We start from the raw sequence: 26,779 nt of genomic DNA on the forward strand, positions 1-26,779 counted from the left end.
GTGGGCTTGGCTCGGATACAAATGCAACGAATTAGACCTTAGGACTTCAAGATGGATTTTGAATTAAACGAAGATCAACTCGCGTTTGCCGAAGTAGCAAAGCAGTTTGCAGACCAAATGTTAGCGCCTCATGCGGCCGAGTGGGATGAAAACCATCATTTCCCTAAAGACGTACTGCGTCAAGCAGGTGAACTTGGTTTTCTGAGCATCTATACGCCGCCAGAGCATGGTGGCTTGGGGTTATCTCGTTTGGATGCGGCGATCATTTTCGAGCAGTTGGCTATGGGTTGTACCGCGACTACTGCGTTTATGACCATTCACAACATGGCGACGTGGATGATAACCAGCTTTGCCAAAGCCGAAGTGGCGCAGCAATTTAGCGCGGATCTAATTTCGGGTGAAAAGCTCGCTTCCTACTGTTTAACCGAACCTAATGCCGGCTCTGACGCCGCTTCTCTAACGACTAGCGCAGTGCGTGATGGCGATGAGTTTGTCCTCAATGGAGCAAAAGTGTTTATCTCGGGTGCGGGTGATACAGATGTTCTCGTCGCGATGGCGCGTTCGTGTGGTGAAGGAGCGGGTGGCGTTTCTGCATTCGTTGTTCCTGCTGATTGCGAAGGCATTAGCTACGGTAAAAAAGAAGCCAAAATGGGTTGGAACTGCCAGCCAACTCGCATGATTACCTTCGAAAATGTCCGCATTCCGGCTGACTATCTGTTGGGTGAAGAGGGAGAGGGCTTTAAGTTCGCCATGCTTGGCCTTGATGGTGGTCGAATCAATATCGCTACTTGTTCCGTCGGTACTGCGCAACAAGCACTGAACGAAGCCAAGCAATACATGAACGAACGCAAACAGTTCGGCCGTTCACTGGCGCAATTTCAAGCGTTGCAGTTCAAGCTTGCTGATATGGCGACTGAGCTGGTCGCTGCGCGTCAAATGGTGCGACTCGCTGCCGCTAAACTCGATGCCCAGCACGCAGAAAAAAGTGCGTACTGTGCCATGGCAAAACGCTTTGCTACTGATGTGGGCTTTAAAGTCTGCGATCAGGCGCTGCAAATTCACGGTGGCTATGGCTACATCAAAGAATATCCAGTCGAGCGCCATTTCCGAGACGTTCGTGTTCACCAAATCCTTGAAGGTACCAACGAAATCATGCGTCTGATCGTCGCAAGACGATTACTAACGGAAGGCGTTGAGCTGCTTTAGTCAGCGAGACACAGCCTTACCTAAAGAAATTAAAAAGGACTGAAAGATTATGACGGCACAAATCAAATTAGAGCGCGAAGCGCATATTGCCAAGCTCACGATTAGTAATCCGCCAGCGAACACTTGGACGCTTGAGTCTTTGAATCAGCTAAAAGAGTTGGCAATTGAACTTAGTAATGATCGCTCTATTTATGCGTTGGTTTTAACAGGCGAAGGCGAGAAATTCTTTTCTGCTGGAGCAGATCTTAATAACTTTGCATCGGGTGATAAATCACAAGCAGCAAACATGGCGTTCGCATTTGGTGAAGCGTTTGAAGCGCTTTCTGCATTCGATGGGGTTTCTATCGCAGCAATTAATGGCTATGCGATGGGCGGCGGTCTGGAAGTGGCGATGGCGTGTGACATTCGTATCGCAGAAGAACAAGTACAAATGGCACTTCCTGAAGCATCGGTAGGTTTGTTGCCGTGTGCGGGTGGGACGCAAAACCTGACCGCGTTGGTAGGTGAAGGTTGGGCGAAGCGTATGATCCTGTGTGGCGAGCGTGTGACGGCCGAGCGAGCGGAAAAAATTGGGTTAGTCGAAGAGGTGGTGGCGAAAGGTCAAGCACTCGAAGCGGCTATGGAGCTAGCACAGCGTGTTGCAGGTCAATCACCGAAATCTGTGTCTGCGTGCAAAACGCTCATTCAAGGTCGACGCAGCCAAACTCATGCAGCTGGATTGGTTTTGGAGCGTGAACTGTTTTTACAGCTGTTCAATACACAAGATCAGACTGAGGGTGTGAATGCGTTTTTGCAAAAGCGCAAGCCACAATGGACAAACAGCTAGCGGAGGCCAAATGACAGGTACAGTAAATGTTTCAAAACTTGAGTGCGCAGATGGCTCTGTTATTGGTGTGCTAGAGCTTGATAACCCAGCAGCTCTCAACGCGTTGAGTTACGTGATGATTGAGAAGTTGTACAAACAGCTTAATGAATGGCAAACGGACGACAGCGTCATCGCGGTATTCTTGCATGCTCAAGGTGAAAAAGCGTTTTGTGCTGGTGGTGATATTCAAGCGATCTACCGTGCACTTGAAAACAAAGAGCAAGACTTTGATTCTGCGTTTTCAGCGATGGAAACCTTCTTTGACCTCGAATATCGCTGTGACCATCTTATTCATACTTATCCAAAACCGATCATCGCGTGGGGACATGGTTATTTGATGGGCGGGGGAGTTGGCCTGTTTATGGGTGCCAGCCATCGCGTAGCAGAAACCACCACACGCTTTGCAATGCCAGAGATTAAAATTGGCCTTTACCCAGATGTAGGCGCGACGTACTTCCTGAACCAGTTGCCAAAACATTTGGCACTGTTCTTAAGTTTGACTGCTTGCCAAATTAACGCAACAGATATGAAAGCGTTGGGGTTAAGCCAATGGATTGCACAGCCAGAAAACAAGCAAGTGCTGCTGGATCTGCTTGCATTGGTAAGTTGGAAAGGTGAAGCGAACATCAACGAAAAAATCGCCACTACGCTGCGTTCGGTACACGTGGACGAGCCAACCGAAGGGATGTTGATGCCCTATGCGGAATTGATTGAGCAGTTATGTTCGGGTGACTTAGCGTCAATTGTTGATGCAATCAGCCGTGCTAACGTTGATAACAAGTGGTTCGTCAATGCGCAGAAGTCACTGAACTATGGCAGTCCGTTGTCGCTCAGTATCACTTATCAGCAGTTAACGCAGTATCAAAACCTCTCTTTGAAAGCGTGTTTTGATATGGAATTTAACCTAACACTACGTTGTGGCTTAGAAGGTGATTTTAGAGAAGGGGTTCGTGCGCTGATTATTGATAAAACCAATCAACCGACTTGGCAACATCGCACGGTTTCTGACGTAACGCCACAAGTTTTGGAGCGCTTCTTCTCGCCAATTGACTCAGCAGAATACCCACTGACCGCATCGTCGGTAGCTATAGCGGCACTTTAGTACAAGGAAGAAATACGATATGGACAAAATTGCATTTATTGGCCTTGGTAACATGGGTGCGCCTATGGCTAAGAATCTACTTAAAGCGGGCTTGAACGTCGAAGTATTTGATTTGAACCCAAACGCAGTTGAGGAGTTGACCGCATTGGGCGCTTCAAGTGCCGATTCCGTTCAGCAGGCAGTACAAGGTGTTGATGTGGTTGTCACTATGCTGCCAGCGAGCCAACACGTTCAAAGCGTTTATCTTGGTCAAGATGGCATATTAGATAGCGTCGAATCAGGCACCTTGCTGATTGATTCATCCACCATCGATCCTGCGACTGCTCGTTTGGTTGGCGAAAAAGCATCGCAACTTGGTATCAGTTTTGTTGATGCACCAGTATCTGGTGGCGTTGCGGGCGCAGCAGCAGGTACGTTAACTTTCATTGTTGGCGGTTCACAAGAGAACTTTGTTCAAGCCAAAGCGGTGCTTAGCCACATGGGTAAAAACATCTTCCATGCGGGCGATGTTGGAGCTGGTCAGGTGGCGAAGATCTGCAATAACATGATGTTGGGCATTTTGATGAGCGGCACCTGTGAAGCACTCAATTTAGGGATGGAAAACGGACTCGATCCCAAAGTGCTTTCCGACATCATGTTGCAAAGTTCAGGGCGTAACTGGGCGCTAGAGCTTTACAACCCTTGTCCAGGTGTGATGGAAAATACGCCTGCAAGCAATGGTTATCAAGGCGGCTTTATGAGCCAGTTAATGGCTAAAGATCTGGGTCTTGCGATGGAAGCGGCGGTTGCCAGTCAAACATCAACGCCAATGGGCAGCTTGGCTCGTAATCTGTTTAATTTTCACAACGGTCAGGGCAACGGGCAAAAAGATTTTTCGAGCTTGTTTGAGTTCTACCAAAAGCAAAATCAGGCCTAAGGAGCGCTTATGGAGTTAGCAAATAAGGTCATTGCGATCACGGGGGCAGGGCAGGGGCTGGGTAAACAAATGGCACTGTCACTGGCGGAAAATGGCGTTCATCTTGCGCTTATCGACCTCAATTCAGATCAACTGGCTGAAACGAAAGCGGAATGTGAATCTCTCGGCGTTACCGCTCGTTTTTATGTGACGAACGTGACTGACGAACAGCAGGTGTGCACTGCTTTTGAGCAAATTGAGGCAGATTTCAAGCAGCTCAATGGCGTTATCAATAACGCAGGTATTATGCGTGATGGTATGTTCATTAAAGTCAAAGATGGTCAGGTTAACACGATGTCGCTGGAACAATTTCAGTCTGTTCTAGATGTGAATGTAACAGGCACTTTCCTGTGTGGCCGTGAAGCGAGCAAGGTAATGCTGAACACCGATAGCAAAGGGGTTCTGATCAACATATCCAGCGTTGCGCGTGCCGGGAATATTGGTCAAACCAACTATTCAGCATCTAAAGCGGCGGTAGCCACCATGGCAACGGTGTGGGCGAAAGAGTTAGGGCGTTTCGGAATTCGCTCAGTGGCGATTGCTCCGGGTGTCATCAAAACTGCCATGACAGACCAAATAAAACCTGAAGCGATGGAACGTTTAATCGGAATGATTCCGGTTGGACGTTTAGGTTTGGCGGATGAAATTTCATCGACCATAAAATACGTGTTAACCAACGAATTCGTGACCGGAAGAGTGTTCGAAGTCGATGGCGGAATGCGAATGTAACCCCTTCTGCAACATAAAAAAGGGGAGCGAGTTTGATTGTCCGCTTCCTTCCATTTTCTCCTTTCTTTTATTGCTTCTATCTGAAAAATGTATTGGATGCATGGTCGACTGCTATCTCATCGAACGGTATAAAAATTGATTCTATTTCTAATGTGAATGGTTAGTTCTATATTGCTTGTCATGTAAATGTATCAACTCACAACTAAGACGATCTTTTGTCTCACTAACGAGATCGTCATTCTTGGTGTGTAAAAAACATTCTTATTGGTCATATTGTAACCGAAAACTATTTCGGCATCTAAAGATGGTGATTTATTATTCAGCGCAAAATACATGGGAATATGAGGCTGACTGAATAACCTTCAGTTGTCTTAATAATAAATAATCAGAATTCTCAATTACACTGAAGTAACTACCCATTAGGGAAGAGCAATAATGTCACTATTTCATTCGCTTAGGACGATGCCGCTATTATTGGGGTGTCTGTGTTTTTCTGTTCAGGCCTCCACAGAAAAGGTGGAACAGGAAGGTAAGTTTTTACAGTCGTTAGAAGGCATCGAAAATCAAATTTACGCATTACCTCAGAGTTCTTTAGCTTTGATTGAAGCGTTAGAAGAAGAGTCTTTACTACAAAACCAACCAACAGCGCTGTTGGTGCGTTACTGGCTTGCCAAGGCCACGGTTTTAGAGCTGCTAGGGCGCGTAGAAGAGAGTCAGAGTGTCGTTCAAAAAGGATTGGAGCTTGTGCGTCCACAGAGCCATGAGTATCTCCTGTTTAAGTTGATTCAGATGCGAACTATGGTTGGAAAGAGCGATATCGATACCGCGCTTTCTGCGTTGGATAGCTTGTTGGAAACATCGCGTGAGAATGGTGATAAGCAACTTGAATCAGAAATCCTGTTGCTAAAAGGACGCTATTACGATGAGCAAGGTGAGTTTAAAAAATCCTATGCTGCACTTATGTCGTCCATGGATGCGGCTGAATCTTCAGGTGTTCACGGGCTGGTCGAACGTGCAGCACTAGAGCTAGGTGACGTACTTGTCAAAATTCAGGGTTACGACCGATCTGAGGCGCTTTTGGAACAAGCATATCGCTATTTTAGGGATAGGCGTATGTCGTTCAATGAGTTGTTGAGCGTTTTGACGATAGCGAAACTTCATAAAGCACAGTTCCAATACGAAGAGGCGATAGCGTCATATCAGCGAGCGTTAAAGCTGGCTCAAATTATCGGTGATGGACGCTTTAGATTTCGAGTTAACCTTGAACTTGCAGCTTTATATCGCGAGACGAAACAAGAAAAGAAGATGGTTAACCACTTGAAGCTGGCGGAGAATTTACAGTACAGAGAAACGTCTAGCGCGTATTTGGCAACATTTAAGTTGTTACAAGCCGAATATATGTTAGAGCAGCAGCAATTTGAAATACTTTTAGCGATGATCGCGCCAATGCTGCCGGAGATTATAGAGAGTCGATACGTCAAGCAACAGCAAATGGAGCTACTAAAAGTCGCCGCTATGGCCTATGCGGGAAGCAATGACTTTAAACTAGCATTCGAAACTTACGGTAACTATCACGATAAATTTATCCAATTTAGCAATCAAAGAGAAGTTGAAAATCTTGAGCGCCAGCAGACGTTATTTGAGTTGGAACGACTTGAATATGAGAACGAAGATCTCAACTGGAACAATGTTTTGCAGCGTATGGAGCTAGAAAATAACCGTCGTACTTTTTACTTATTGGGTGAAGCGCTACTTGCGCTCATCGGTGTTCTATTTTTGATGGCGGTAGTATTTCTCGTCGTCAATCGCTCGCGTTTGAGAATGCGTCGCCTCGCAAAGACAGACACATTGACAGGGTTGTTCAATCGCCGTTTTTTAGAGGACTGGTTCACTAAGCCAGTAGAAGTGAGGCGTGAGCGAAAAGAGAAACCGGTACCTCAATCTAAGCAAGAAAAAATACAACACTTTGTTTTTGAGCAAGTCGAGCAAGTTAAGTACGGTTATCTAGCTTTAAATAAATGGGTAGATAGCAAACTCGATAAACAGAAAATGGTGCCAAATAAACCACAATCGGGGCCAGTAACTTTAGCGTTAATCGATGTGGATTATTTCAAGCAGGTAAATGATACCTATGGGCATGTGTTTGGAGATACCGTACTAACGGGCGTTGCCAAAGTGTTGGAGGAAACTGTACGTGAGAACGACATTGTTGCTCGCTTTGGTGGTGAAGAGTTTGTTGTTGTTGTTATGCCCAATACAGACCATGAAAACGCCCTTATTACTGCCGAACGTTTACGTAGCGCTTTATCCCTACATGGCTTTGTTACGGAACAGAAAGAAGAAGTGAGAGTGACCTGTAGTTTTGGAGTCGTTACCACTGAAGATAATGAGATGAGCTTTAAATCACTTTGCGATCAGGCCGATAAATTGCTTTATCAAGCGAAAGCGAACGGACGCAACTGCGTGAAAGGTCGCTCGCTAGCGTAACAGAAATCAAAAGTTCAGGCTCATCGCACGATGAATCTGAACTTATCCCTCCCATTTACTTTGATAGCCAAGTGACTTTGAGATCCTTGCTTCGAATATAAAACGCTGAATCTAAAATCTTAAAGTCACTTGGCGATATTACTTAAAAATGGCTTAAGGATATCGAATCGCATATTCATGGCGTTCAATATAACCTCTCTTTTTGCCTCCTTCACCTTCAAAGTGCGAATGCCACTTGTGTCTACAAAACTATAACAAACTAGTGTGTCTATTCTTTGTACAAACAAACCATGTACAGGTGAAATGATTAGTGGTCGATATAAATTTTTTGTGGCACAGATTTTTGTTGTTCAAAAATCAACTCGTTCATCATCGTTTTAAAAATGGATTGATATTTAAGTGATTGATTTTAATTGCTTTATTTGTTTGTTCTTAAACTGAAATCTAGTTATCCCGACAAGTTCTTACCGAGCAATTTTTCGTACACCCTCAACTTTTCATCCTTTTTTACTAACATTTTTCTTTAAAAATAATTTGAGTTCGAATTAATTTTCAGGCATTTTATATTTAACTAACCGTTCAATTAAAAATAACAGGGACGCAAAATGCCAAAGGTGGGGATGCCTGAAATCAGAAAACCGCAGCTTGTGAAAGCGACAATGTCAGTGATTGATAGAGTCGGTTTACACGCGGCGAGTATTTCGTTAATCAGCAAAGAAGCCGGTGTATCAACGGGGATTATCAACCACTATTTCGGTGGTAAGCACGGATTGCTGGAGGAAACGATGCGCGAAATCTTGCGTCAGCTTTCGTCCACTATCACACAGAAGTTACGTGAGCTGCCAAGTGATGCTCATCACCAAAGAATTAACGCCATCATTGATGGTAACTTTGTCGGCTATCAGGCAGAAAACCAAGTTGCTAAGACTTGGCTGGCGTTTTGGTCGTACTCAATGCATGACGAGCAGCTCAAGCGTTTGCAGCGTGTCAACGAACGACGTCTATTGTCCCATCTAAGAAAAGAACTCAAAGCATTATTAAATGCAGAGCAGGCTGAATTGGTTGCTCATGGTATTGCATCACTTATTGATGGAATTTGGCTGCGCGGAACGCTCAACCCGCACGGCATTGATGCAGAAAGAGCGAGAATCATCATCAACGATTATCTCGAAAAACAACTTACGTTTTATTCTGAAAAAATATAAAAGTTACAGGTCTTCAAAATGGAAATGAAAGCACACTATATCAATGGTGCGATGTACGACGGGTGTTCAGATGAACACTTCACCACTTACAATCCGGCGAATGGTGAGCCATTGGCCAATATTAAACAAGCGAACCAAGACGATCTTCAAGCAGCGATTGAATCGGCAAAAAAAGGTTTTGCTGCATGGTCGGCGATGACTGCGATTGAGCGCAGCCGTATTTTACACAAAGCCGTTGCCATTTTACGTGAGCGTAATGACGAGTTGGCTGCATTGGAAGTGGCAGATACTGGTAAGCCAATTCAAGAAGCTATCGCGGTTGATGTCACAACAGGTGCCGATGTTCTTGAGTACTATGCGGGACTTGCTCCAAGTCTACAAGGTGAACAGCAGCCACTCAGCGACGATCAGTTTTTCTATACACGTCGTGAGCCATTGGGCATTTGCGCCGGTATTGGTGCTTGGAATTATCCAATTCAAATTGCGATGTGGAAATCGGCGCCAGCACTGGCTGCGGGCAACGCAATGATCTTCAAGCCATCAGAAGAAACACCATTAACGGCGCTTAAGCTCGCCGAAATTTATTCAGAAGCGGGCATGCCAGATGGCGTATTTAATGTCGTGCAAGGGGATTACCGAGTAGGACAGACGCTAACGGCGCATCCTGATATCGCAAAAGTGTCATTCACGGGTGAGTCAGGCACCGGTAAAGTCGTCATGAGTGACAGCGCTAAGACACTAAAACAAGTAACGATGGAGCTTGGTGGTAAGTCTCCACTGATTATTTTTGATGATGCGAAGTTAAACGATGCCGTTTCTGCGGCCATGGTGGCGAACTTCTACACCCAAGGTGAAGTTTGTACGCACGGTACACGCGTATTTGTCCATGAAGGTATTTATGATGACTTTATCGCACAACTTAAAGCCCGAACCGAGCTGTTAGTCGTCGGCGATCCGCTTGATGAGAACACGCAGATTGGCGCGCTAATCTCTAAAGATCATGAATCGAAAGTTTTAGGAGCGATTGAAGCCGCGAAAGCGAGTGGCGCGACGTTACTGACTGGCGGCTACAAAGTAACAGACAATGGCCTAGCTAATGGTAACTTTGTTGCTCCAACCGTATTTGTTGATTGCGATGATGACATGAGCCACGTTCAACAAGAAATCTTTGGCCCGGTAATGTCAGTTCTGAAATTCCGCGATGAGTCGGAAGTGATTGCGCGTGCAAATGGCACCGATTATGGCTTAGCGGCAGGTGTATTTACTCAAAACCTATCTCGTGCGCACCGTGTGATCCATCAAATTCAAGCGGGTATTTGTTGGGTGAACACATGGGGTGACTCACCTGCAGAAATGCCAGTTGGCGGCTACAAGCAATCAGGTGTTGGCCGTGAAAACGGAGTCGAAACCCTTAAACATTACACACAAACGAAGAGTGTTCTGGTTCAGCTAAGCGACTTCGAAAGCCCTTACAAATGATACTACTCATAGTAGATAACTGACCACTTTAGCTTGTTAAAATGCTCGATAACTACGTTGTCAATTTTGATTGTAGGTTAACTACTTATCAAAATTTCCGCCTTGTTCTCAAGCATTTTTCCTACGCTAATTTCGTTCACTTATCTAGGGTGATTAGTATTAACTCCTAGGAGAATAAAAATGCAACAACACTACGATTACATCATCGTCGGTGCGGGTTCGGCCGGCTGTGTGTTAGCGGATCGCTTAAGTGAAAGTGGTCAAAATTCGGTCCTATTACTCGAAGCGGGTGGGTCGGATAAAAGTATTTTTATCCAAATGCCAACAGCGCTTTCTTACCCGATGAACACTGAAAAATACGCGTGGCAGTTTGAGACGGTTGAAGAGCAAGGGTTGGATGGCCGTCAACTTCATTGCCCTCGCGGAAAAGTTCTGGGTGGTAGCTCATCCATCAACGGCATGGTTTACGTTCGCGGACACGCTTGTGACTTTGACCAGTGGGAAGAGGAAGGCGCGAAAGGCTGGAACTATCAGTCGTGTTTGCCTTATTTCCGTAAAGCAGAGTCTTGGATTGGTGGTGCTGATAAATATCGGGGCGATCACGGTCCAGTCGGCACATGTAACGGCAACGATATGAAGCTCAATCCACTGTACCAAGCTTTTATTGATGCAGGCAAAGAAGCGGGCTACCCAGAAACAAAAGATTACAACGGCTATCAGCAAGAGGGCTTTGGCCCAATGCATATGACGGTCGACAAAGGCGTACGCGCTTCGACCTCTAATGCATACTTAAGCCGTGCTAAAAAACGCAAAAACTTCACCCTAATGAAGAGGGTGACGGTTCATCGAGTTTTATTAGAAGAAACTGGTTCAGAAGGAAAGAAAGCGGTAGGCGTTGAATTTGAAAAGTCAGGTTCAATTCAGCAATGTTTTGCGAATAATGAAGTGATTTCGAGTGCGGGTTCGGTTGGCTCCGTTCAGCTGTTGCAGCTTTCAGGCATTGGCCCTAAGGCAGTATTAGAAAAAGCGGGCATTGAGGTGAAACACTCGTTGGAGGGGGTAGGTAAAAACCTGCAAGATCACTTAGAAGTGTACTTCCAATATCACTGTAAGCAACCTATCACGCTCAACAGCAAATTAGGTTTGGTGAGCAAGGGCTTGATTGGCACTGAGTGGATATTAACTCGCAAAGGCCTTGGTGCTACTAACCACTTTGAATCGTGTGCGTTTATCCGCTCTCGAGAAGGGCTAAAGTGGCCAAATATTCAATATCACTTCTTGCCAGCGGCAATGCGTTATGACGGGCAAGCTGCTTTTGATGGTCATGGTTTCCAAGTGCACGTTGGACCTAACAAGCCAGAAAGTCGCGGGTCGGTCGAGGTTGTCTCTGCGAATCCGAATGATAAGCCGAAGATTGAGTTTAACTACATTTCCACTGAACAAGATAAGCAGGATTGGCGTGATTGTATTCGCCTTACTCGCGAGATCCTCAATCAGCCAGCCATGGATGAGTTTCGTGGGGACGAGATCCAACCCGGTCTGAACATCACAACGGATGAACAGATTGATGAATGGGTGAAGCAAAACGTCGAGAGTGCTTACCATCCATCTTGTACCTGCAAAATGGGCGCAGATAATGACCCATTAGCCGTCTTAAATGAGCAATGCCAAGTACGCGGTATTCAAGGTTTGCGTGTGGTGGACTCTTCTATTTTCCCAACCATTCCGAACGGTAATTTAAATGCGCCAACGATTATGGTGGCAGAACGCGCCGCGGATATGATTTTGGATAACGCCCTAGAAACGTCGAACAACGTACCAGTTTGGATTGCACCGGACTGGCAAGAGATGCAACGAATGCATCCGCCAAAAAGAGATCTCGATTCGATCTCATAAAATGAAAAAGTCAGTAATCATTACAAGGAATTCAACATGTCTAAGATGACAAAAATCTTCTCAACAATTGCACTAAGTACTTTAGCAACAGGCGCTTACGCCAACCAATGTGAAACGGTTCGTTTCGCAGATGTAGGTTGGACTGACATCACAGCGACCACTGCCGTTACATCAGAGTTACTTAAAGGGTTGGGGTACAAAACGAAGACCGATCTTCTGTCTGTGCCTGTAACTTACTCCTCTATGGCTAATGGCGATATCGACATTTTCTTAGGTAACTGGATGCCAACGATGGAAGGTGATATCGCGAAATACCGTGATGCAGGTACTGTTGAAACCGTACGCGCGAACCTCGTTGGCGCAAAGTACACGCTAGCGGTTCCAAAATACGTTTATGACGCAGGCGTAACCAACTTCGCTGACCTAGTAAAACATGCCGACAAATTTAAAGACCGCATTTACGGCATTGAACCTGGAAACGATGGCAACCGCTTAATTCAGTCAATGATTGATAGTAACGCATTCGGCCTAAAAGATTTCAGCCTAGTTGAGTCCAGTGAAGCTGGCATGGTGTCTCAAGTATCACGTGCCGCACGCCGCAATCAATGGATTGTGTACCTAGGTTGGGCGCCGCACCCAATGAATAGTAACGTTGAAATGGAATATCTAGCGGGTGGTGATGACTTCTTCGGTCCTAACTACGGCGGCGCGAACGTCTACACAAACGTACGTAAAAATTACCTCGCTGAGTGTCCAAATGTAGGTCAGCTAGTGAAAAATCTAGAGTTTAACCTAGAAATGGAAAATGAACTGATGGAAGCGATTCTTAACCAGAAACAGAAGCCATCAAAAGCAGCGCAAGCATGGTTGAATGCAAACCAAGAGCAAATTGAAGCGTGGCTAGAGGGCGTGAAAACGGTGGATGGCCAAGATGCGCTAACAGCTATTACAAACTACTTAAAAACAAACGCTTAATAAGCAGTATTTGAGCTCGTTTTTTTAAAAGAAAGTGGGCAGTTTTGCCCGCTTCATTAACACAAAGGTTTTATTTTGAATTTTATTACGGACAACAAACTACCGTTGGGCCAATGGATGGAAACTGGCGTCGATTGGTTAACCATCAATGCATCGGGTTTTTTCGATGCAATCTCTATTACACTTGAAACGATCATTCTTTTCGTGGTGGACATTTTTAAATGGATGCCACCTGCAGCGCCAATCATTATGACGGCGGCAATTGCTTGGTTCTTACATCGCAGCATTCCTCTTGTCGTATTTATCGTGTTGGCCTTACTCGCAATTCTCAACCTTGGTTACTGGCAAGAAATGCTGGAAACCTTTGTCCTTGTGTTTGCAGCGACAACGATTTCCGTATTAATTGGCGTGCCGTTGGGCATTATGGCGGCGCACCGTCCTTGGTTATACACCTTGTTGCGGCCAATACTCGATTTAATGCAGACCGTCCCGACATTCGTTTACCTAATTCCAACCTTGGTTCTGTTTGGATTGGGTATTGTCCCTGGTCTAATCTCGACCATCATTTTCGCTATCGCTGCGCCAATTCGATTGACGTACCTCGGCATTATTAAAGTGCCGGAGGAGCTACTTGAAGCGGGTAAAGCATTTGGTGCCAGCCGCATGAAGCTACTGTTTAAGGTGGAGTTACCTGCGGCATTGCCAAGTATTATGGCTGGCGTTACGCAGTGCATTATGTTGTCTCTTTCTATGGTGGTCATTGCGGCGCTTGTTGGTGCTGATGGGCTTGGTAAGCCAGTCGTACGTGCACTGAATACGGTAAACATTTCACAAGGTTTTGAAGCTGGTTTAGCGATTGTACTCGTTGCCATCATTCTTGACCGCTTGTGTAAAGCACCAAACCAGAAGGAGGCATAATCATGGACGCTATTACTATTAAAAATCTTGATGTCGTTTTTGGTCAGCAACAAGCACAGGCGCTAGCACTACTAGATCAAGGGAAATCTCGACAAGAAATCATTGATGAAACTGGCCAAGTGGTTGGGGTTGATAATGTTTCGCTGAACGTGAAACAGGGTGAGATCTGTGTCTTGATGGGGCTTTCAGGCTCGGGTAAATCAAGTTTGCTGCGAACGGTTAACGGATTGAACGATATTTCTCGTGGCTCTCTGAAAATTAAAGATGGCGACGATATGGTTGAGCTCTCTAACTGTGACGAACAGAAACTGCGCCACCTTCGTACGCACCGCGTGTCCATGGTGTTTCAGAAGTTTGCATTGATGCCTTGGTTAACGGTGTTAGACAATGTAGCGTTTGGTCTAGAGATGCAAGGCATTGGTAAAGCAGAGCGTCGTAAAAAGGCGCGTGAACAGCTCGAAATGGTCGGTTTATCTGAGTGGGAAACCAAATTCCCGCACGAGCTTTCTGGTGGTATGCAGCAGCGTGTTGGCCTAGCGCGAGCGTTCGCGATGGACACTGATATCTTGTTAATGGATGAACCGTTTTCAGCACTTGATCCATTGATTCGTGCTCAGCTTCAAGATGAATTGATTCTGCTTCAGGAAAAGCTAAACAAAACCATTCTTTTTGTGAGTCACGACTTGGATGAAGCACTTAAAATCGGTAACAACATCGCCATTATGGAATCAGGAAAGCTGATTCAACATGGCAAGCCAGAACAGATCATTCTTGCTCCAGAAAACGATTATGTGGCGGACTTTGTTGCTCACACTAATCCATTAAATGTGCTGAAGGGACGTTCCTTAATGCGTGACGATTTGGTTCGCGAAGATACGCGTGTTCTGATTTGCCCTGATAAAGATATTTGGGTGATACAAGAGAGCAAGGGGTTAAGTTTAGCGGATAAAGATAAATCGTTGATTCAATGGAAGAGCGATTCTTCGAACCTTGACGAAGTTAATGAAAACTCTCTGGTTCAGGTTAGTCCAGAAATCAGTATGCGAGAAGCGATTGAACTTAAACAGCGTAGCAATCAGCCTCTGCTTATGGTTGAAGATAATAAGCTGGTTGGTGTGTTAAGCGACAATGAACTTTACGATGCATTGCTTGGTAATTTTAAGTCAGAGCAAGTTGCGTAAAGTTGACGCAGAACCAAGTAAAAAAGAGCCGCATTAATGTGCGGCTCTTTTTAGTTTAAACAATGATTTAAGTCGCTAAGCTAAGACAATGGTCGACTATAGAGTCGTAATTACGTCATCCATTGCAAGGCGCGCTTTTGGAAGACCATGATTGTAATCTTCCCCATCTTTATGGTAGCCAATCGCCAGCGCAACTTCACAAATATGGCCCTCGAGCTCTTCTTTAAACTCTTCTCCAATCAGAGCCGGATCGACACCTTCCATCGGTGTTGAATCAATGCCTAGTCGTGCCAATGTGTGTAGTAGGTTGCCTAGTGCCAAATAGACTTGTGCTTTTGTCCAGTTTCCGTTGAAGCCATTTTCGTCCGTATTTGCATCGGCAAAAGCGTAAGCACCCATAAAGTTGTTGTACATCTCCGCTGGCAAGTGGCCAGATGTTACTTCTGCATCCACACGTTTCGCAAATTTCTCTTTAGTAAATTTAGGATCGTAAGCAAACAGAATCGTATGTGATGCGGCTTTCGCGTGTGGTTGGTTAAACTGGTGCATATTTGCAAACGTATTGTGGAAACGTTGCTTCGCTTCATCACTTTCAATAACGATGAATTTCCATGGTTGTGAGTTGATAGAAGACGCCGACAAACGCAGTGCTTCTTTGATTATCGCCATGTCTTCTTGAGAAACGCGCTTGGTTTCATCATATTTTTTTGCAGTGTAACGGTTATTTAGATCGGTAATGATTTGATGGGACACGTTTATATCCTCTTTATGTGATGACAGATGAGGATGCACTAGCATCGACAACCATGCGTACCTCGAATATGGGTTCATGATAATGGATATTTTTTCATTGATAAGAGGGTGTTTATTTAAATCACTTTTTACTTTTTGTTGAAAATCGATGTGAGTTGATCGATTTGAAACTTAAAAGTCCTTATTTGGAAGCTTTTATTTGATATTAAATTAAACTCATATTGAGGCGTAGGGGAAAGCAACATGAACGTGATTGAAGTTTTTAATGATAGCTATGAACGTTGTGCTTCAGATCAGGAGTTTTTCGACTTGTTCTACAAAAATTTATGGTCGAAAAGCGCCAACTTTAGACAGAAGTTTGACGGTATAGACATGCACCAACAAGTGAGAATGCTTAGAGGGTCTATCGTATTTTTTATGATGGCAGATACCTCGACCGAAGCGCACAAAATGGTGGAAAAGTATGGGAAAAAGCATGCAAGTGCCGAAATTGGTATAGAGCCGCAGGATTTTGATGTTTGGCTTGAGAGTTCGTTAGAAACGGTTCGACAGTGTGATTCCGGGTACGATACCGATGTTGAAACCGCTTGGCGAACATGCTTTAAAACGGGCTTAGAAGTAATGAAACAAGAGTGTGATAAAGAAGATGGGCACATCCTTAAAGCGAGTTCCAAATAAGGAAGTAACGTGAGTGGTCGTTACTTCCTAGGGTCAGAACCTTACTTATCTTGTGTCTCTTTATTCTTTTTCACCGCTTCGGCGATATCACTGACAGCTTCGACAAGATTGATCGGCATTGGAAAAATAATAGTGGATGTTTTGTCTGTAGTGATTTCAGTGAGTGTCTGCATGTAACGTAATTGCAGTGCATTCGGTGCTTCGTTGAGCATTTGCGCTGCTTCTTTTAATTTATTTGAAGCCTCTAACTCACCAGTAGCGTGAATGATCTTCGCCCTACGGTTACGTTCTGCTTCTGCCTGACGGGCTAGGGCTCTGACCATGCTGTCATTTAAATCAACATGTTTGACTTCAACCGTAGCAATCTTGATTCCCCAGTCATCAGTCTGTTGATCGAGAATGGATTGTAAATCCTTATTGAGGCGTTCTCGCTCTGATAGCAATTCATCGAGTTCATGCTGACCCAATACCGAGCGCAGCGTGGTTTGTGCTAACTGACTGGTGGCATCGCTGTAGCTTTCAATATTGTTAATCGCCATTTGAGGATCGACTACGCGAAAATAAACGACCGCGTTGACGCGCACAGAAACGTTATCTTTGGTAATTAAATCTTGTGTCGGCACATCCAAAACGACAGTACGTAAATCAACCCTCACCATTTGCTGAATAAATGGGATAAGGATGATCAAACCAGGTCCTTTGACTTCTTGAAATCGACCAAGAAAGAACACAACCCCACGTTCGTATTCTCTCAAAACCTTGAACATTTGGGTCGCTAGTGCGAACAGCAGCACCACGATCACCGCAACGGTATAGAGCATCATAAAGCGCCTCCTATTTATTTTGGCGGTCATCAGGCATCACAGTTAAGGTCAGCCCTTTAACATTAACAATGGTGACGTGATCACCTTGTTTGAATTGTTGATGGTCTTTGGCTTTAGCTCGCCATAACGCACCGTTGAGTTGAACGCGTCCTTCGCCATCGATAAAGTCATCGCTTACCACGGCGACCTTCCCAGGGTAAGTCTCTAAACCCGTCGTTACACGCCGGCGACGAATTTTGAGCAGCAGGCCGACGGTCAGCACGATTAGAGCCACGGAAAATATGGCAATACCAAAAATCAAAGGAAGGGCGATCTGGAATCCTGGTAACTCACTGTCCATGAGAAATATCGAACCGAGTACAAAGGCGACAACGCCGCCTAAGCCCAAAATACCAAAGCTCGGGCTGAATGCTTCCGCTATCATTAGTGCAATACCGAGTAACAGCAGACCAAGACCTGCGTAGTTGACGGGCATCATTTGTAGTGCGTACATGGCAAGAAGCAGACAAATCCCACCTAGCACACCGGGTAAGCCAATTCCTGGGTTGTAAAATTCAAGAAGTAAACCGTAGATGCCGATGAGCATTAGAATGTAGGCAACGTTTGGATTGGTTATAACGGCTAGCATTTCTGCTCGCCAATCGGGTGTTCTTTCAATCCATACGGGATTTTCCAGTGACAATGTCACATCACGATTGTTAACTTTAACAGTTTGTCCATCAATGGCTTTGACTAAATCCTCTGGTGAGTTGGCTATATAATCAATAACGTTTAATTCCAATGCCTCTGTGGCGTCCAAACTCGCTGCTTCGCTCACTGCTTTCTCTGCCCACTCTGCATTTCGGCCATGAAGCTTTGCTAAGCCTTTAATATAGGCTCTAGCATCATTAATCACCTTTTTCTCCATTGCGGTTTTCGCGGGAACTTTCTCTGAACCTTCGTTGGTTCCTTCTGACGTTTCTTCCGCGTTTTGATCTTTGCCATCATCCGATGAAGGGGGCTGAGGGGCACCACCTAACGCGACGGGCGTTGCCGCGCCAAGGTTGGTGGCTTCAGCCATGGCGGCAACGTGGCTGGCGAGTAAAATGTATGTCCCTGCGCTAGCCGCTCTAGATCCTGACGGGCCAACCCAAGTCGCAATTGGAGTGGAGGAGGTGGTAATCGCGTGAATAATATCTCGCATTGCGCTATCTAAGCCGCCTGGTGTGTCCATCTCTAAGATCACTAAACTGACACCGTTTAGTTGAGCTTCTTCTATTTCACGAGATAAATAGTCGCTAGTAGCAGGCCCTATAGCGCCTTTGACAGGAACAATCCAAACAGTATTCGCCAGTGCTTGACTGGCCATCAAGAGTAAAGGTAAGAACCATATCCATAGTCGTTTCATGCAGTCCTCCTTGTGTGGTCACAGGGACTTTTTGAAATCCTAATTCAAGTATATCCAAATAACTTAGAGATGCTTGAGTATAGGTTCTAATGAATAAGCTGCCGAGGCTAATTAGGAGACTACTTTTTTATATATAAACGCTGTGTGAGATAGTAAACTAAAGCAAATTATTGGTAATTGTGATGTTTATGTTTATTGTTCAGCGTTTGATTAAGTTGGCCGTTATCTGTGCCGTTTTCTTTACTATTTTCGATCTGATCTCCTATGGAGAGGTGACTTGGTTTCAACGGTTTTTGGCTTTTCTACACTAAACTCAGATTTCAATACGTTAGCTACTCATAAGGCGATAGGTTTCTTCCTATTCGCCTTATTACTCCCTCTTCAACCAAAGCCTTAAACAAAGCAATACTTAACTCGTTTTTTCAACTTCCTGTCGGTGGAAAAAACGCCAAAATGCAACTAAATTCATATCAATGACAAGTTTAAGGTATGTAGTTGATGAGGCAATTCAGCGCAATCGCACTAGCTGTTGTAACACTCATTTTGAGCCAAACAACAACCGCAAGAAACGCGAAGATGTTAGGTGATATCTCCCTAGTTCAGCCCATACAGGGTGATCCTAATGTGGATATTAAGCTAGCGAGAATTGGCTGGCATCTCTTCCGCGATCCTCAATTATCGTCAAATGGTAATGTCAGCTGCGCGACATGCCACAATCTGCAAACCAATGGCGCTGAAAATACACCAGTCTCTACGGGGGTGAAAGGTGATGGAATTAGAAATTCTATAACAGTGTTTAATGCGGCGTTAAATTATCGTTTTTTATGGGATGGAACGGAAAACACCTTGATGGCTCAGATTGATGGTCCAATCCATAATCCAATGGAAATGGACTCAAACTGGCAAACAATAGAGCAATATGTAAAAGAGAGTGAACATTATCAAGCGCTATTTAGTCGTGACGATGAATTGCCGATTAACGTTCATAATATCAAGTCCGCTATTGTGGAGTTTGTTGAAGGGCTGCAGACGCCTGGCGCACCATTCGATGCTTACTTATTGGGTTACACGCATGTACTGAGTGAACAGCAAATCAGAGGTTGGAAAACATTTCAGACTTCAGGTTGTGTGCAGTGTCATCAGGGCAAAAATATCGGCGGAGCGATGATCCAAAGGTTCGCCTATTTCAAGGATAAGCCAGTAGTAGAGGACTCGGGCCGGCAACTCGTTACGATAGAAGATGAAGAGCGATTCTATTTTAGAGTAGCCAGTTTACGCAATGTCGCGCTAACGAGTCCTTATTTTCATAATGGGCAAGTCGATAAGTTATCCGACGCGATACAAATCATGGCTAAAACCCAGCTCGGTATAACGATGAACGATGAGAATGTCGCGGACATTGAAGCATTCTTGCAGTCGTTGACAGCACCTAGACCCATAATTTTAGAGGTGTTGGAAAATGAATAAATTCAAACTGATCAACTTTTGCTTTTTTATTGGGATACTGACGTGCTGCACACTGGCGTATATGTCGTATATGAATTCAAAAAACGCTCAAGAATTTCATGCAGGGCTAATGAATATCGGACATGAGTTGATTGAAGAGCGTGATGTTATCGTGAACCGATATGCCGTTGAAGATAGGAAAAACTATGAGTTAACAACATCTTTAGTAGAGATAGAAATCGCAGCACAGGCACTGTTGGAATCATCAAAGGCATCAGTTTGGTTTCCCGTGACACCCAATCGTATAAAAGTTAGGGATACGCTTGAACAGTTTAAGGAGCGAGTGCTTCAAACAACGTTGAAGCTTGATATGTTAATTGGTGTTCAGGTAGAAAATCGGTATGCATTACTCATGTTGTTCAATTTATATCAGCAAGAGGTTTCTACCGAGAGCGGTCAATCATTGGGTGGCAGTCGTTATTTTGAATTTCTCAACCAGTTGCTTCTAACACAAACTGAAGTTGAGAGTGAAAAAGAAGCGAACTTCCTTAAACGGCTTCAAACGAGTGATAAAAGAATTGAATTGCTGACGAATGAACTGCTTGATCACACTTATATTGAGTTTGTCGAAAGCTCAGAGCATCGGTTACTCAATATTGCTCAAAGTGAGGCGCGTTTTACGTGGTTGTTTGTATTTATCGCGGTGATGTTTCTAGTTAGCGCGTTTGTTTATCAGTCACATCACCGAATGCATAACTTAAAACAGTTGAATCTTGAAATTGAAGAGGCGAGAAACAAAGCCGAGCGAGCGGCAAAAGCGAAATCAAATTTTCTTGCTGCAATGAGTCACGAACTAAGAACGCCGATGAATGGCGTACTAGGGCTTTCTCAAATGATTGCAGAAGAGACCAAAGAGCCGACGACGAAAGAGCACATTAGGGTTATTCTTGACTCTGGCCAGCATCTGATGACTATCCTCAACGATATTTTGGATTTTTCTAAAGTTGAAGAAAACAAACTGGAATTTGAGCAAGCTAAGTTTAAGCTCGATCAAGTGCTTTCTCCGGTGTGTAGCGCAATAAAACCACTTGTTGATGAAAAAAATATCGAGTTAATCTTGGAAAACGAGGTTTCTGAATATACTGAATTTACTGGAGATTGTGCGCGTTTACGACAGATCTTGTTTAATCTCGCCGGTAACGCGGTGAAGTTTACCAATGAAGGGCATGTGCTGGTTAGAACTGAGTTAGATGAATCGAATCAGTTGTTGGTCATGCGCGTGAGCGACACCGGTATTGGTATTGCGCCAGACAAGCACGAGCATATTTTTAACTCGTTTGAGCAAGCAGACTCATCAACGACTCGAAGGTTCGGCGGAACAGGGCTTGGGTTAGCCATCGTCAAAAAACTAACCGATTTGATGGGTGGCCATATTACTCTGAAGAGTATAGAAGGCGTTGGAAGTCAATTTATCGTTGAGTTGCCGATTCCTTGGGTAGAATCTGCTCCGAAAAAGCAGCAAGAAGCACCGAAACCTCGCGCAAAATCACACCATTTAAAGATACTACTTGCTGATGATAACCGTGTGAATGCCATTGTGGCAAAAGGGTTTTGCGAAAAGCTTGGGCATGAAGTGGATGTTGCAGAAAATGGATTAATCGCGGTTAAAAAGGCGAAAGAGAACGAGTACGACCTGATCTTGATGGACAACCATATGCCCGAGATGAATGGCGTTGAGGCGACACGCGTTATCCGACAAGAGTTAGGTATCAAGACATTACTCTTTGCGTACACGGCAGACGTATTTCGTGAAGCTCACGATAGCTTTATCGAAGCAGGAGCAGACCATGTGCTTACGAAACCGCTACAGCATGAGAGCTTTTCAGACGCTCTCAAACAGTTTGCCGCCAGACTCGAACCGAAACAGAATCCGCCACTAACGAGTGACAGCAATGTGCTTCAATTGCAACGTAAGCCAATCGAGAACTTAAGGTTAACAGAGGAAGAACTCTCCCGTTCAGGCATGTTTACTTCTTTACGAGATGAGCCAGAAGCGCTCGACGAGTTGCTAAAAAGCATTATTGTCGATTTTGAGACTTCTGTTGATGAACTTATTGAATACTTTATGGCTGAAGACTTTGCTTCATTAGAGCTGACGTTGCACAAAACGAAAGGGATGGCACTGAACCTAAGTTTACCTATTTTGGCGAGCCAAACGGAGGCCCTGGAAACTCAACTTAAAGCCAACCAAAGTCCCGAGATTGAGCAGTTGCAGATGCTGATCAATCGGTTACAGGTCAACATCCATCAGTCTCATAGACTTTTGGATGATATCCAGAAGAACAATGCCGATCCTCAACAGATTTTATAGTCCCTGTGAGTGCGATGCTTTCCTTAACTCATTTTGTTGTGGTTTACTGTGGCAAGGACGGATAGTGTTGATTCGTCGTCGGAAAATCAGGGAGTTAGAATGAGTAAGCATTCCGCTTTAATCAAATGGCATCGTAAAGCTGGCGAAGAGTTTAGTGATAATAAGTATAGTAGGGCACACATTTGGCAATTTGATGGAGGGTTGCAAGTCCCAGCATCTCCATCTCCCCACGTAGTACCATTACCACTATCCGTAGAAGAAAACGTTGATCCAGAAGAAGCGTTTGTCGCGGCACTTTCTAGTTGTCATATGCTCGTTTTCCTGTCTATTGCAGCAAAGCGACGTTATGTTGTGGACAGTTACTTCGATGAAGCGGTAGGGGAGCTTGAAAAAGGCGAAAACGGAAAAGAGTGGGTATCAAAGGTAACGTTAAACCCTAAGATAACATTTTCGGGTGAAAAACAACCGACACCATCTCAATTAGAAAAACTGCACCACATGGCCCATGAGAATTGTTTTATCGCCAACTCCGTTAAAACAGAAGTGACAACGCTTATTGCGAATTAAGTGGAGCTCTTTATCAAAAAGCGCGGCCTATTGCGGAGTTATATTAAGCCAGCAGTCATCCTGCTGGCTCGTTCATCTAGACGACACCTTGCTCAATCATTGCATCAGCGACTTTTCTAAAGCCTGCAATGTTGGCGCCTAAAACTAAATTTCCAGGTTGGCCAAACTCTTTACTGGTTTCGTTTGCATTGATGAAAATATTTTTCATGATGGTTTGCAACTGACTATCCACTTGTTCAAACGTCCAGTTTTGCATGCTGGCGTTTTGCGCCATTTCAAGTTGACTGGTTGCAACGCCGCCTGCATTGGCTGCTTTTGCAGGCCCATAAGCTATGTCCGAGTCCACGATAATATTGGCAGCATCACGGGTGGTTGGCATGTTCGCCCCTTCACTAATCAAAATACATCCGTTTTCGATAAGAGCCAGTGCGTCGTCTGACGTTAATTCATTTTGAGTCGCACAAGGGAAGGCAGCATCAGCCTGATATCGCCAAACAGCATGTCCTTCATTAGGATAGTCGCCCTCTGGTGTGTATTCTGCTTCAGGGTAAGTTTCTAAATATTCTTCTAAGCTTGCTCTTTTCACTTCTTTCAGTTGTTTTAGGAGCTTAAGATCAATACCGTGCTCATGATAGATCGTACCTCGAGAGTCGCTGCATGTAACTGGCGTTGCTCCCATATGGTACAGTTTTTCAATGGCGTAGATAGCCACGTTTCCAGCACCAGAAACGAGACAAGTTTTCCCTTTCAATGAATCGTTGCGGTCGTTGAGCATGCATTCTGCAAAATAGACGGCGCCATATCCTGTCGCTTCTTTTCTGGCGAGTGAGCCACCCCAAAGCAGACTCTTGCCTGTAAGCACACCTTCGTAGCGGCCCGTCAATCGTTTGTATTGACCAAACATATAGCCAATTTCGCGCGCCCCGACACCGATATCGCCTGCGGGCACATCGGTGGTAGGACCGATGTGACGGTACAACTCGTTCATAAATGATTGGCAAAATCGCATGATCTCGCCGTCGGATTTTCCTTTAGGATCGAAGTTTGAACCGCCTTTGCCGCCACCGATAGGAAGGCCAGTCAGTGCGTTTTTAAAAATTTGCTCAAAGCCGAGAAATTTTATGATGCTCGCATTGACTGAGTGATGGAATCTCAATCCTCCTTTGTACGGCCCCAAAGCAGAGTTGAATTCAACTCGATAACCTTTGTTTACTTGTACATTTCCAGCATCATCAACCCAAGGAACTCGAAACATGATTTGACGTTCTGGCTCGACGATCCTCTGGATAATCGCTTGTTCCTTATATTTATTATTGCCTTCTATTACCGGCGCGAGAGAAGTTAATACTTCTTCTACCGCTTGGTAAAATTCTTTTTGCGCAGGGCTACTGTGTTGCAACGCAACAATAGTATCGTGTATGTATGACATAGATTTCTTCCTTGATGTGAATAAGCAATCAGTTTATATGAATGTATTTCCATTAAATAGTGATTTTGACCAAGATTCAATGGTTGTAGTGGTCTTTCCTGCGGATGAGAATGTGCAGCTTCTAACCCAGGCTGTGTTGGTTGAGATAGGTAGGGCTAGCTAAGTAAGCGGGTGGTTGAGTGATCAGTTTCACATATAACAAGCAGAAATCACTTTAGTCGATGTTGTTGTGCAGTTACGCAAATTGTTTATGTTAACGTCATGTTAAAGTTTGTGTGTGTGATAACTTGTGAAAAGACAACTATATGGATGAGCTTAAGGTTCTGAACTCGTTTATTCAGCAGAATGGTCTACCAGCGTTTGGCCACCTTGATGGAATTCCAACATCGTTACAGCTAGATAAATTTACCTACCTTGATGAGATGGATAAGCCAGTGTCTAAGTGGCGCCGTTACCGCGATTATAAGCAGTTTCAGTTCGTCAATTTGGTCACACCTGATTACGTCATTGGAGTAGCGATTGCTGATATACGGTATTTAGCATCCGGCTTTTTCTACCTGTTTGATATTAAAAAGAATAAGTTGATTGAGCAACAATGGTTGAAACCTTTTAATATAGGTTATCAAACTCAGCCTTCCAGTTGGTGCAGTCTTGCCCATCTTGCTAATAAAAGAGTTCAGTTTTCTATTAAGGATGGTATTTGGCACGTCCACTTTGTGACAGAGTCAGTCAATGCGGATCTCTATTTACGTCCAGAAAATATGAGTTTGCCATTAATGTTGTGTACGCCAACAGGTTATGCGGGTTGGACATATACTCAGAAGCACAATGCGTTAGCAGTAGACGGTAACTTGTTCATATTAGGAAAAGAGCAAGATCTTTCAGAGGTGGCTGCTGGTTACGATTTTTCCGCTGGGTACATGCGGCGAGAAACAAGTTGGCGCTGGGCGAGTATCAATTGCTTTGAGGATGACAGGCGTCTGGGGTTGAATTTGGCAGCTGGCGTTAATGAAACTGGCTATTGCGAAAATGTATTGTGGATTAATGGTCAGCGTCACTTTTTGCAACCTGTGCAGTTTCAGTTTTCACGAAGTGATGAAGGGCAAAAGTGGCATATTACGTCTGAAGATAAACGAGTTAACTTACAGTTCACGCCTTTGAATCGACGCTCAGAGAAGAAAAATTTTTGGCTTCTCAAAAGTAACTTTCGTCAGTACATCGGTTATTTCTCTGGCTATCTTATCGATGGAAATGGCATCAAACATCAGTTAGAAGAAGTTATGGGTCTTACTGAAGATCACTATGCAAAATGGTAGAAACATAATGGATTGGACGCAGTTGATGGACCGCCCAGAATTACTTCTGATGATTCTGGCTCCAGTTTTCTTTTTCTGCATGCTTGCCGAATATTGGTTCGGACAAAGAAGGGGACGCTTGCCTGAAAGCGCGACGTATTACTTCCCTGAAGTAGCGTGTAATTTTGTTCTTGCGGGCTTACACCAAGCGACAGACATACTCACGGGTTTACTGATTGCTCAGTTGTATTTGTGGTGGTTTGATTGGCGTTTGTTTGATATCGAAATGAGCGTCTCAGCTTTTCTTTTACTTGTTGTCCTGCAAGATTTTTTCTATTACTGGTTTCATCGGGCTAGCCATCGTATTCGTTGGATGTGGGCCGCGCACGTTGTTCATCACAGTTCGGAAAGAATGAACTTCAGTACCGCCTTTCGTCAAAGTTTAATGTATCCGCTAGCGGGGATGTGGATTTTTTGGTTGCCCTTGGTGATTATTGGTTTTGAGCCAAAATGGGTTGTCTTCGTTGTGTTGTTTAATCTGGGCTTACAGTTTTTTGTTCACACCCAATCAATTCGTTCGCTCGGGCCACTAGAGTGGGTATTTAACACGCCGTCTCATCATCGCGTTCATCATGGTGTGAACCGTCAGTACATCGACAAAAATTATGCGGGTGTATTAATTATTTGGGATCGAATGTTCGGAACGTTTGAACCAGAGGTGGAAACGGTTCGGTATGGGGTTTCTAAACCTGTAAACAGCTTTAATCCCATCCGCGTGACGTTTGCAGAATGGAAAGACATGTTTTATGACGTAACTCGACCAAACTTATCATGGAAACAACGCTGCCGCCGTTTTTTCGCTCCGCCATCGGATTTTTATGAGTAAATTGAGATAAAGAGATTGGAGCGGGCAGCGGGAATCGAACCCGCATCATCAGCTTGGAAGGCTGAGGTAATAGCCATTATACGATGCCCGCGCATCGATAGGACTCAGTTAATATGCCACACTGGACGAAAAAGAAAAGTCTTTT

22 protein-coding genes and 1 tRNA gene are annotated in these 26,779 nt (G+C 44.5%); 18 read left to right on the forward strand and 5 right to left on the reverse strand.

Features of this window, described 5'->3' with window-relative positions; genetic code table 11:
* The first annotated feature begins 51 nt into the window (after positions 1–51).
* The 12 genes from R7Z50_RS02265 (at position 52) to choV (ending at position 14,998) form a co-directional block, all read left to right on the forward strand.
* The gene (locus R7Z50_RS02265) at positions 52–1,206 is read left to right on the forward strand and encodes an acyl-CoA dehydrogenase family protein (protein ID WP_318148836.1); all 1,155 of its coding nucleotides are present in this window, start codon (positions 52–54) and stop codon (positions 1,204–1,206) included.
* Between the two features lie 49 nt (positions 1,207–1,255).
* On the forward strand, positions 1,256–2,032 hold the full coding sequence (locus R7Z50_RS02270; RefSeq protein WP_017633670.1) for an enoyl-CoA hydratase: 777 nt from the start codon (positions 1,256–1,258) through the stop codon (positions 2,030–2,032).
* 10 nt (positions 2,033–2,042) lie between these two features.
* Positions 2,043–3,173, forward strand: coding sequence for an enoyl-CoA hydratase/isomerase family protein (locus R7Z50_RS02275; RefSeq protein ID WP_318148837.1), 1,131 nt, complete (start codon positions 2,043–2,045; stop codon positions 3,171–3,173).
* 19 nt (positions 3,174–3,192) lie between these two features.
* Entirely contained in the window at positions 3,193–4,089 is an 897-nt protein-coding gene (gene mmsB / locus R7Z50_RS02280) for a 3-hydroxyisobutyrate dehydrogenase (protein ID WP_033906449.1), read from the forward strand.
* A gap of 9 nt (positions 4,090–4,098) precedes the next feature.
* The gene (locus R7Z50_RS02285) at positions 4,099–4,857 is read left to right on the forward strand and encodes an SDR family oxidoreductase (protein ID WP_005373217.1); all 759 of its coding nucleotides are present in this window, start codon (positions 4,099–4,101) and stop codon (positions 4,855–4,857) included.
* Between the two features lie 462 nt (positions 4,858–5,319).
* Complete coding sequence (locus R7Z50_RS02290) at positions 5,320–7,344, forward strand: diguanylate cyclase (protein ID WP_411979499.1); 2,025 nt, start codon at positions 5,320–5,322, stop codon at positions 7,342–7,344.
* A gap of 605 nt (positions 7,345–7,949) precedes the next feature.
* Positions 7,950–8,549: a transcriptional regulator BetI gene (gene betI / locus R7Z50_RS02295; protein WP_031778820.1), complete on the forward strand. Its 600-nt coding sequence runs from the start codon at positions 7,950–7,952 to the stop codon at positions 8,547–8,549.
* A gap of 18 nt (positions 8,550–8,567) precedes the next feature.
* Positions 8,568–10,028, forward strand: coding sequence for a betaine-aldehyde dehydrogenase (gene betB / locus R7Z50_RS02300; protein WP_285335111.1), 1,461 nt, complete (start codon positions 8,568–8,570; stop codon positions 10,026–10,028).
* A gap of 180 nt (positions 10,029–10,208) precedes the next feature.
* Entirely contained in the window at positions 10,209–11,924 is a 1,716-nt protein-coding gene (betA, locus tag R7Z50_RS02305; protein ID WP_318148839.1) for a choline dehydrogenase, read from the forward strand.
* A 36-nt stretch (positions 11,925–11,960) separates the two neighbouring features.
* Positions 11,961–12,899, forward strand: a complete 939-nt coding sequence (locus R7Z50_RS02310; protein ID WP_005382646.1) for a choline ABC transporter substrate-binding protein — start codon at positions 11,961–11,963, stop codon at positions 12,897–12,899.
* Positions 12,900–12,974: 75 nt separating this feature from the next.
* On the forward strand, positions 12,975–13,817 hold the full coding sequence (choW, locus tag R7Z50_RS02315) for a choline ABC transporter permease subunit (protein ID WP_005392552.1): 843 nt from the start codon (positions 12,975–12,977) through the stop codon (positions 13,815–13,817).
* A 2-nt stretch (positions 13,818–13,819) separates the two neighbouring features.
* Positions 13,820–14,998, forward strand: coding sequence for a choline ABC transporter ATP-binding protein (gene choV / locus R7Z50_RS02320; protein WP_042523602.1), 1,179 nt, complete (start codon positions 13,820–13,822; stop codon positions 14,996–14,998).
* A 96-nt stretch (positions 14,999–15,094) separates the two neighbouring features.
* Here choV and R7Z50_RS02325 read toward each other — a convergent pair whose 3' ends face one another.
* Positions 15,095–15,751 carry an NAD(P)H-dependent oxidoreductase gene (locus tag R7Z50_RS02325; RefSeq protein WP_042523604.1) on the reverse strand — a complete coding sequence of 219 codons (657 nt, stop codon included), beginning with the start codon at positions 15,749–15,751 and terminating at the stop codon, positions 15,095–15,097.
* Between the two features lie 243 nt (positions 15,752–15,994).
* Between R7Z50_RS02325 and R7Z50_RS02330 the strand changes: the two genes are divergently transcribed.
* Positions 15,995–16,429: a globin gene (locus R7Z50_RS02330; protein WP_318148840.1), complete on the forward strand. Its 435-nt coding sequence runs from the start codon at positions 15,995–15,997 to the stop codon at positions 16,427–16,429.
* Between the two features lie 41 nt (positions 16,430–16,470).
* Here the strand turns inward: R7Z50_RS02330 and R7Z50_RS02335 are convergent, their stop codons facing one another.
* The gene (locus R7Z50_RS02335; protein ID WP_005373196.1) at positions 16,471–17,253 is read right to left on the reverse strand and encodes a slipin family protein; all 783 of its coding nucleotides are present in this window, start codon (positions 17,251–17,253) and stop codon (positions 16,471–16,473) included.
* Between the two features lie 10 nt (positions 17,254–17,263).
* A complete protein-coding gene (locus R7Z50_RS02340; RefSeq protein ID WP_005382635.1) occupies positions 17,264–18,640 on the reverse strand; it encodes an NfeD family protein in 1,377 nt (458 codons plus the stop codon).
* A gap of 498 nt (positions 18,641–19,138) precedes the next feature.
* On the opposite strand from R7Z50_RS02340, the gene R7Z50_RS02345 reads away from it, so the two are divergent.
* The 3 genes from R7Z50_RS02345 (at position 19,139) to R7Z50_RS02355 (ending at position 23,024) form a co-directional block, all read left to right on the forward strand.
* The gene (locus R7Z50_RS02345; RefSeq protein ID WP_005373180.1) at positions 19,139–20,107 is read left to right on the forward strand and encodes a cytochrome-c peroxidase; all 969 of its coding nucleotides are present in this window, start codon (positions 19,139–19,141) and stop codon (positions 20,105–20,107) included.
* Entirely contained in the window at positions 20,100–22,457 is a 2,358-nt protein-coding gene (locus tag R7Z50_RS02350; protein ID WP_262602372.1) for an ATP-binding protein, read from the forward strand. Before R7Z50_RS02345 ends, R7Z50_RS02350 begins: the two co-directional genes overlap by 8 nt.
* Positions 22,458–22,556: 99 nt before the next feature.
* Positions 22,557–23,024, forward strand: coding sequence for an OsmC family protein (locus R7Z50_RS02355; protein ID WP_017820322.1), 468 nt, complete (start codon positions 22,557–22,559; stop codon positions 23,022–23,024).
* A 76-nt stretch (positions 23,025–23,100) separates the two neighbouring features.
* On the opposite strand, the gene gdhA is transcribed toward R7Z50_RS02355, so the two are convergent.
* Positions 23,101–24,453, reverse strand: a complete 1,353-nt coding sequence (gene gdhA, locus R7Z50_RS02360) for an NADP-specific glutamate dehydrogenase (protein WP_005373174.1) — start codon at positions 24,451–24,453, stop codon at positions 23,101–23,103.
* Between the two features lie 305 nt (positions 24,454–24,758).
* Between gdhA and R7Z50_RS02365 the strand changes: the two genes are divergently transcribed.
* Both R7Z50_RS02365 and R7Z50_RS02370 read left to right on the forward strand, forming a co-directional pair.
* Positions 24,759–25,769 (forward strand): DUF2804 domain-containing protein, encoded by a 1,011-nt coding sequence (locus R7Z50_RS02365; protein WP_064354710.1) that lies wholly within the window; start codon positions 24,759–24,761, stop codon positions 25,767–25,769.
* Between the two features lie 7 nt (positions 25,770–25,776).
* Positions 25,777–26,634, forward strand: coding sequence for a sterol desaturase family protein (locus R7Z50_RS02370; RefSeq protein WP_318148841.1), 858 nt, complete (start codon positions 25,777–25,779; stop codon positions 26,632–26,634).
* A 16-nt stretch (positions 26,635–26,650) separates the two neighbouring features.
* Here R7Z50_RS02370 and R7Z50_RS02375 read toward each other — a convergent pair.
* Positions 26,651–26,725 (reverse strand) — tRNA-Gly (locus tag R7Z50_RS02375).
* Positions 26,726–26,779 lie beyond the last annotated feature (54 nt).

Source organism: Vibrio sp. 1249-1, from assembly GCF_033340495.1.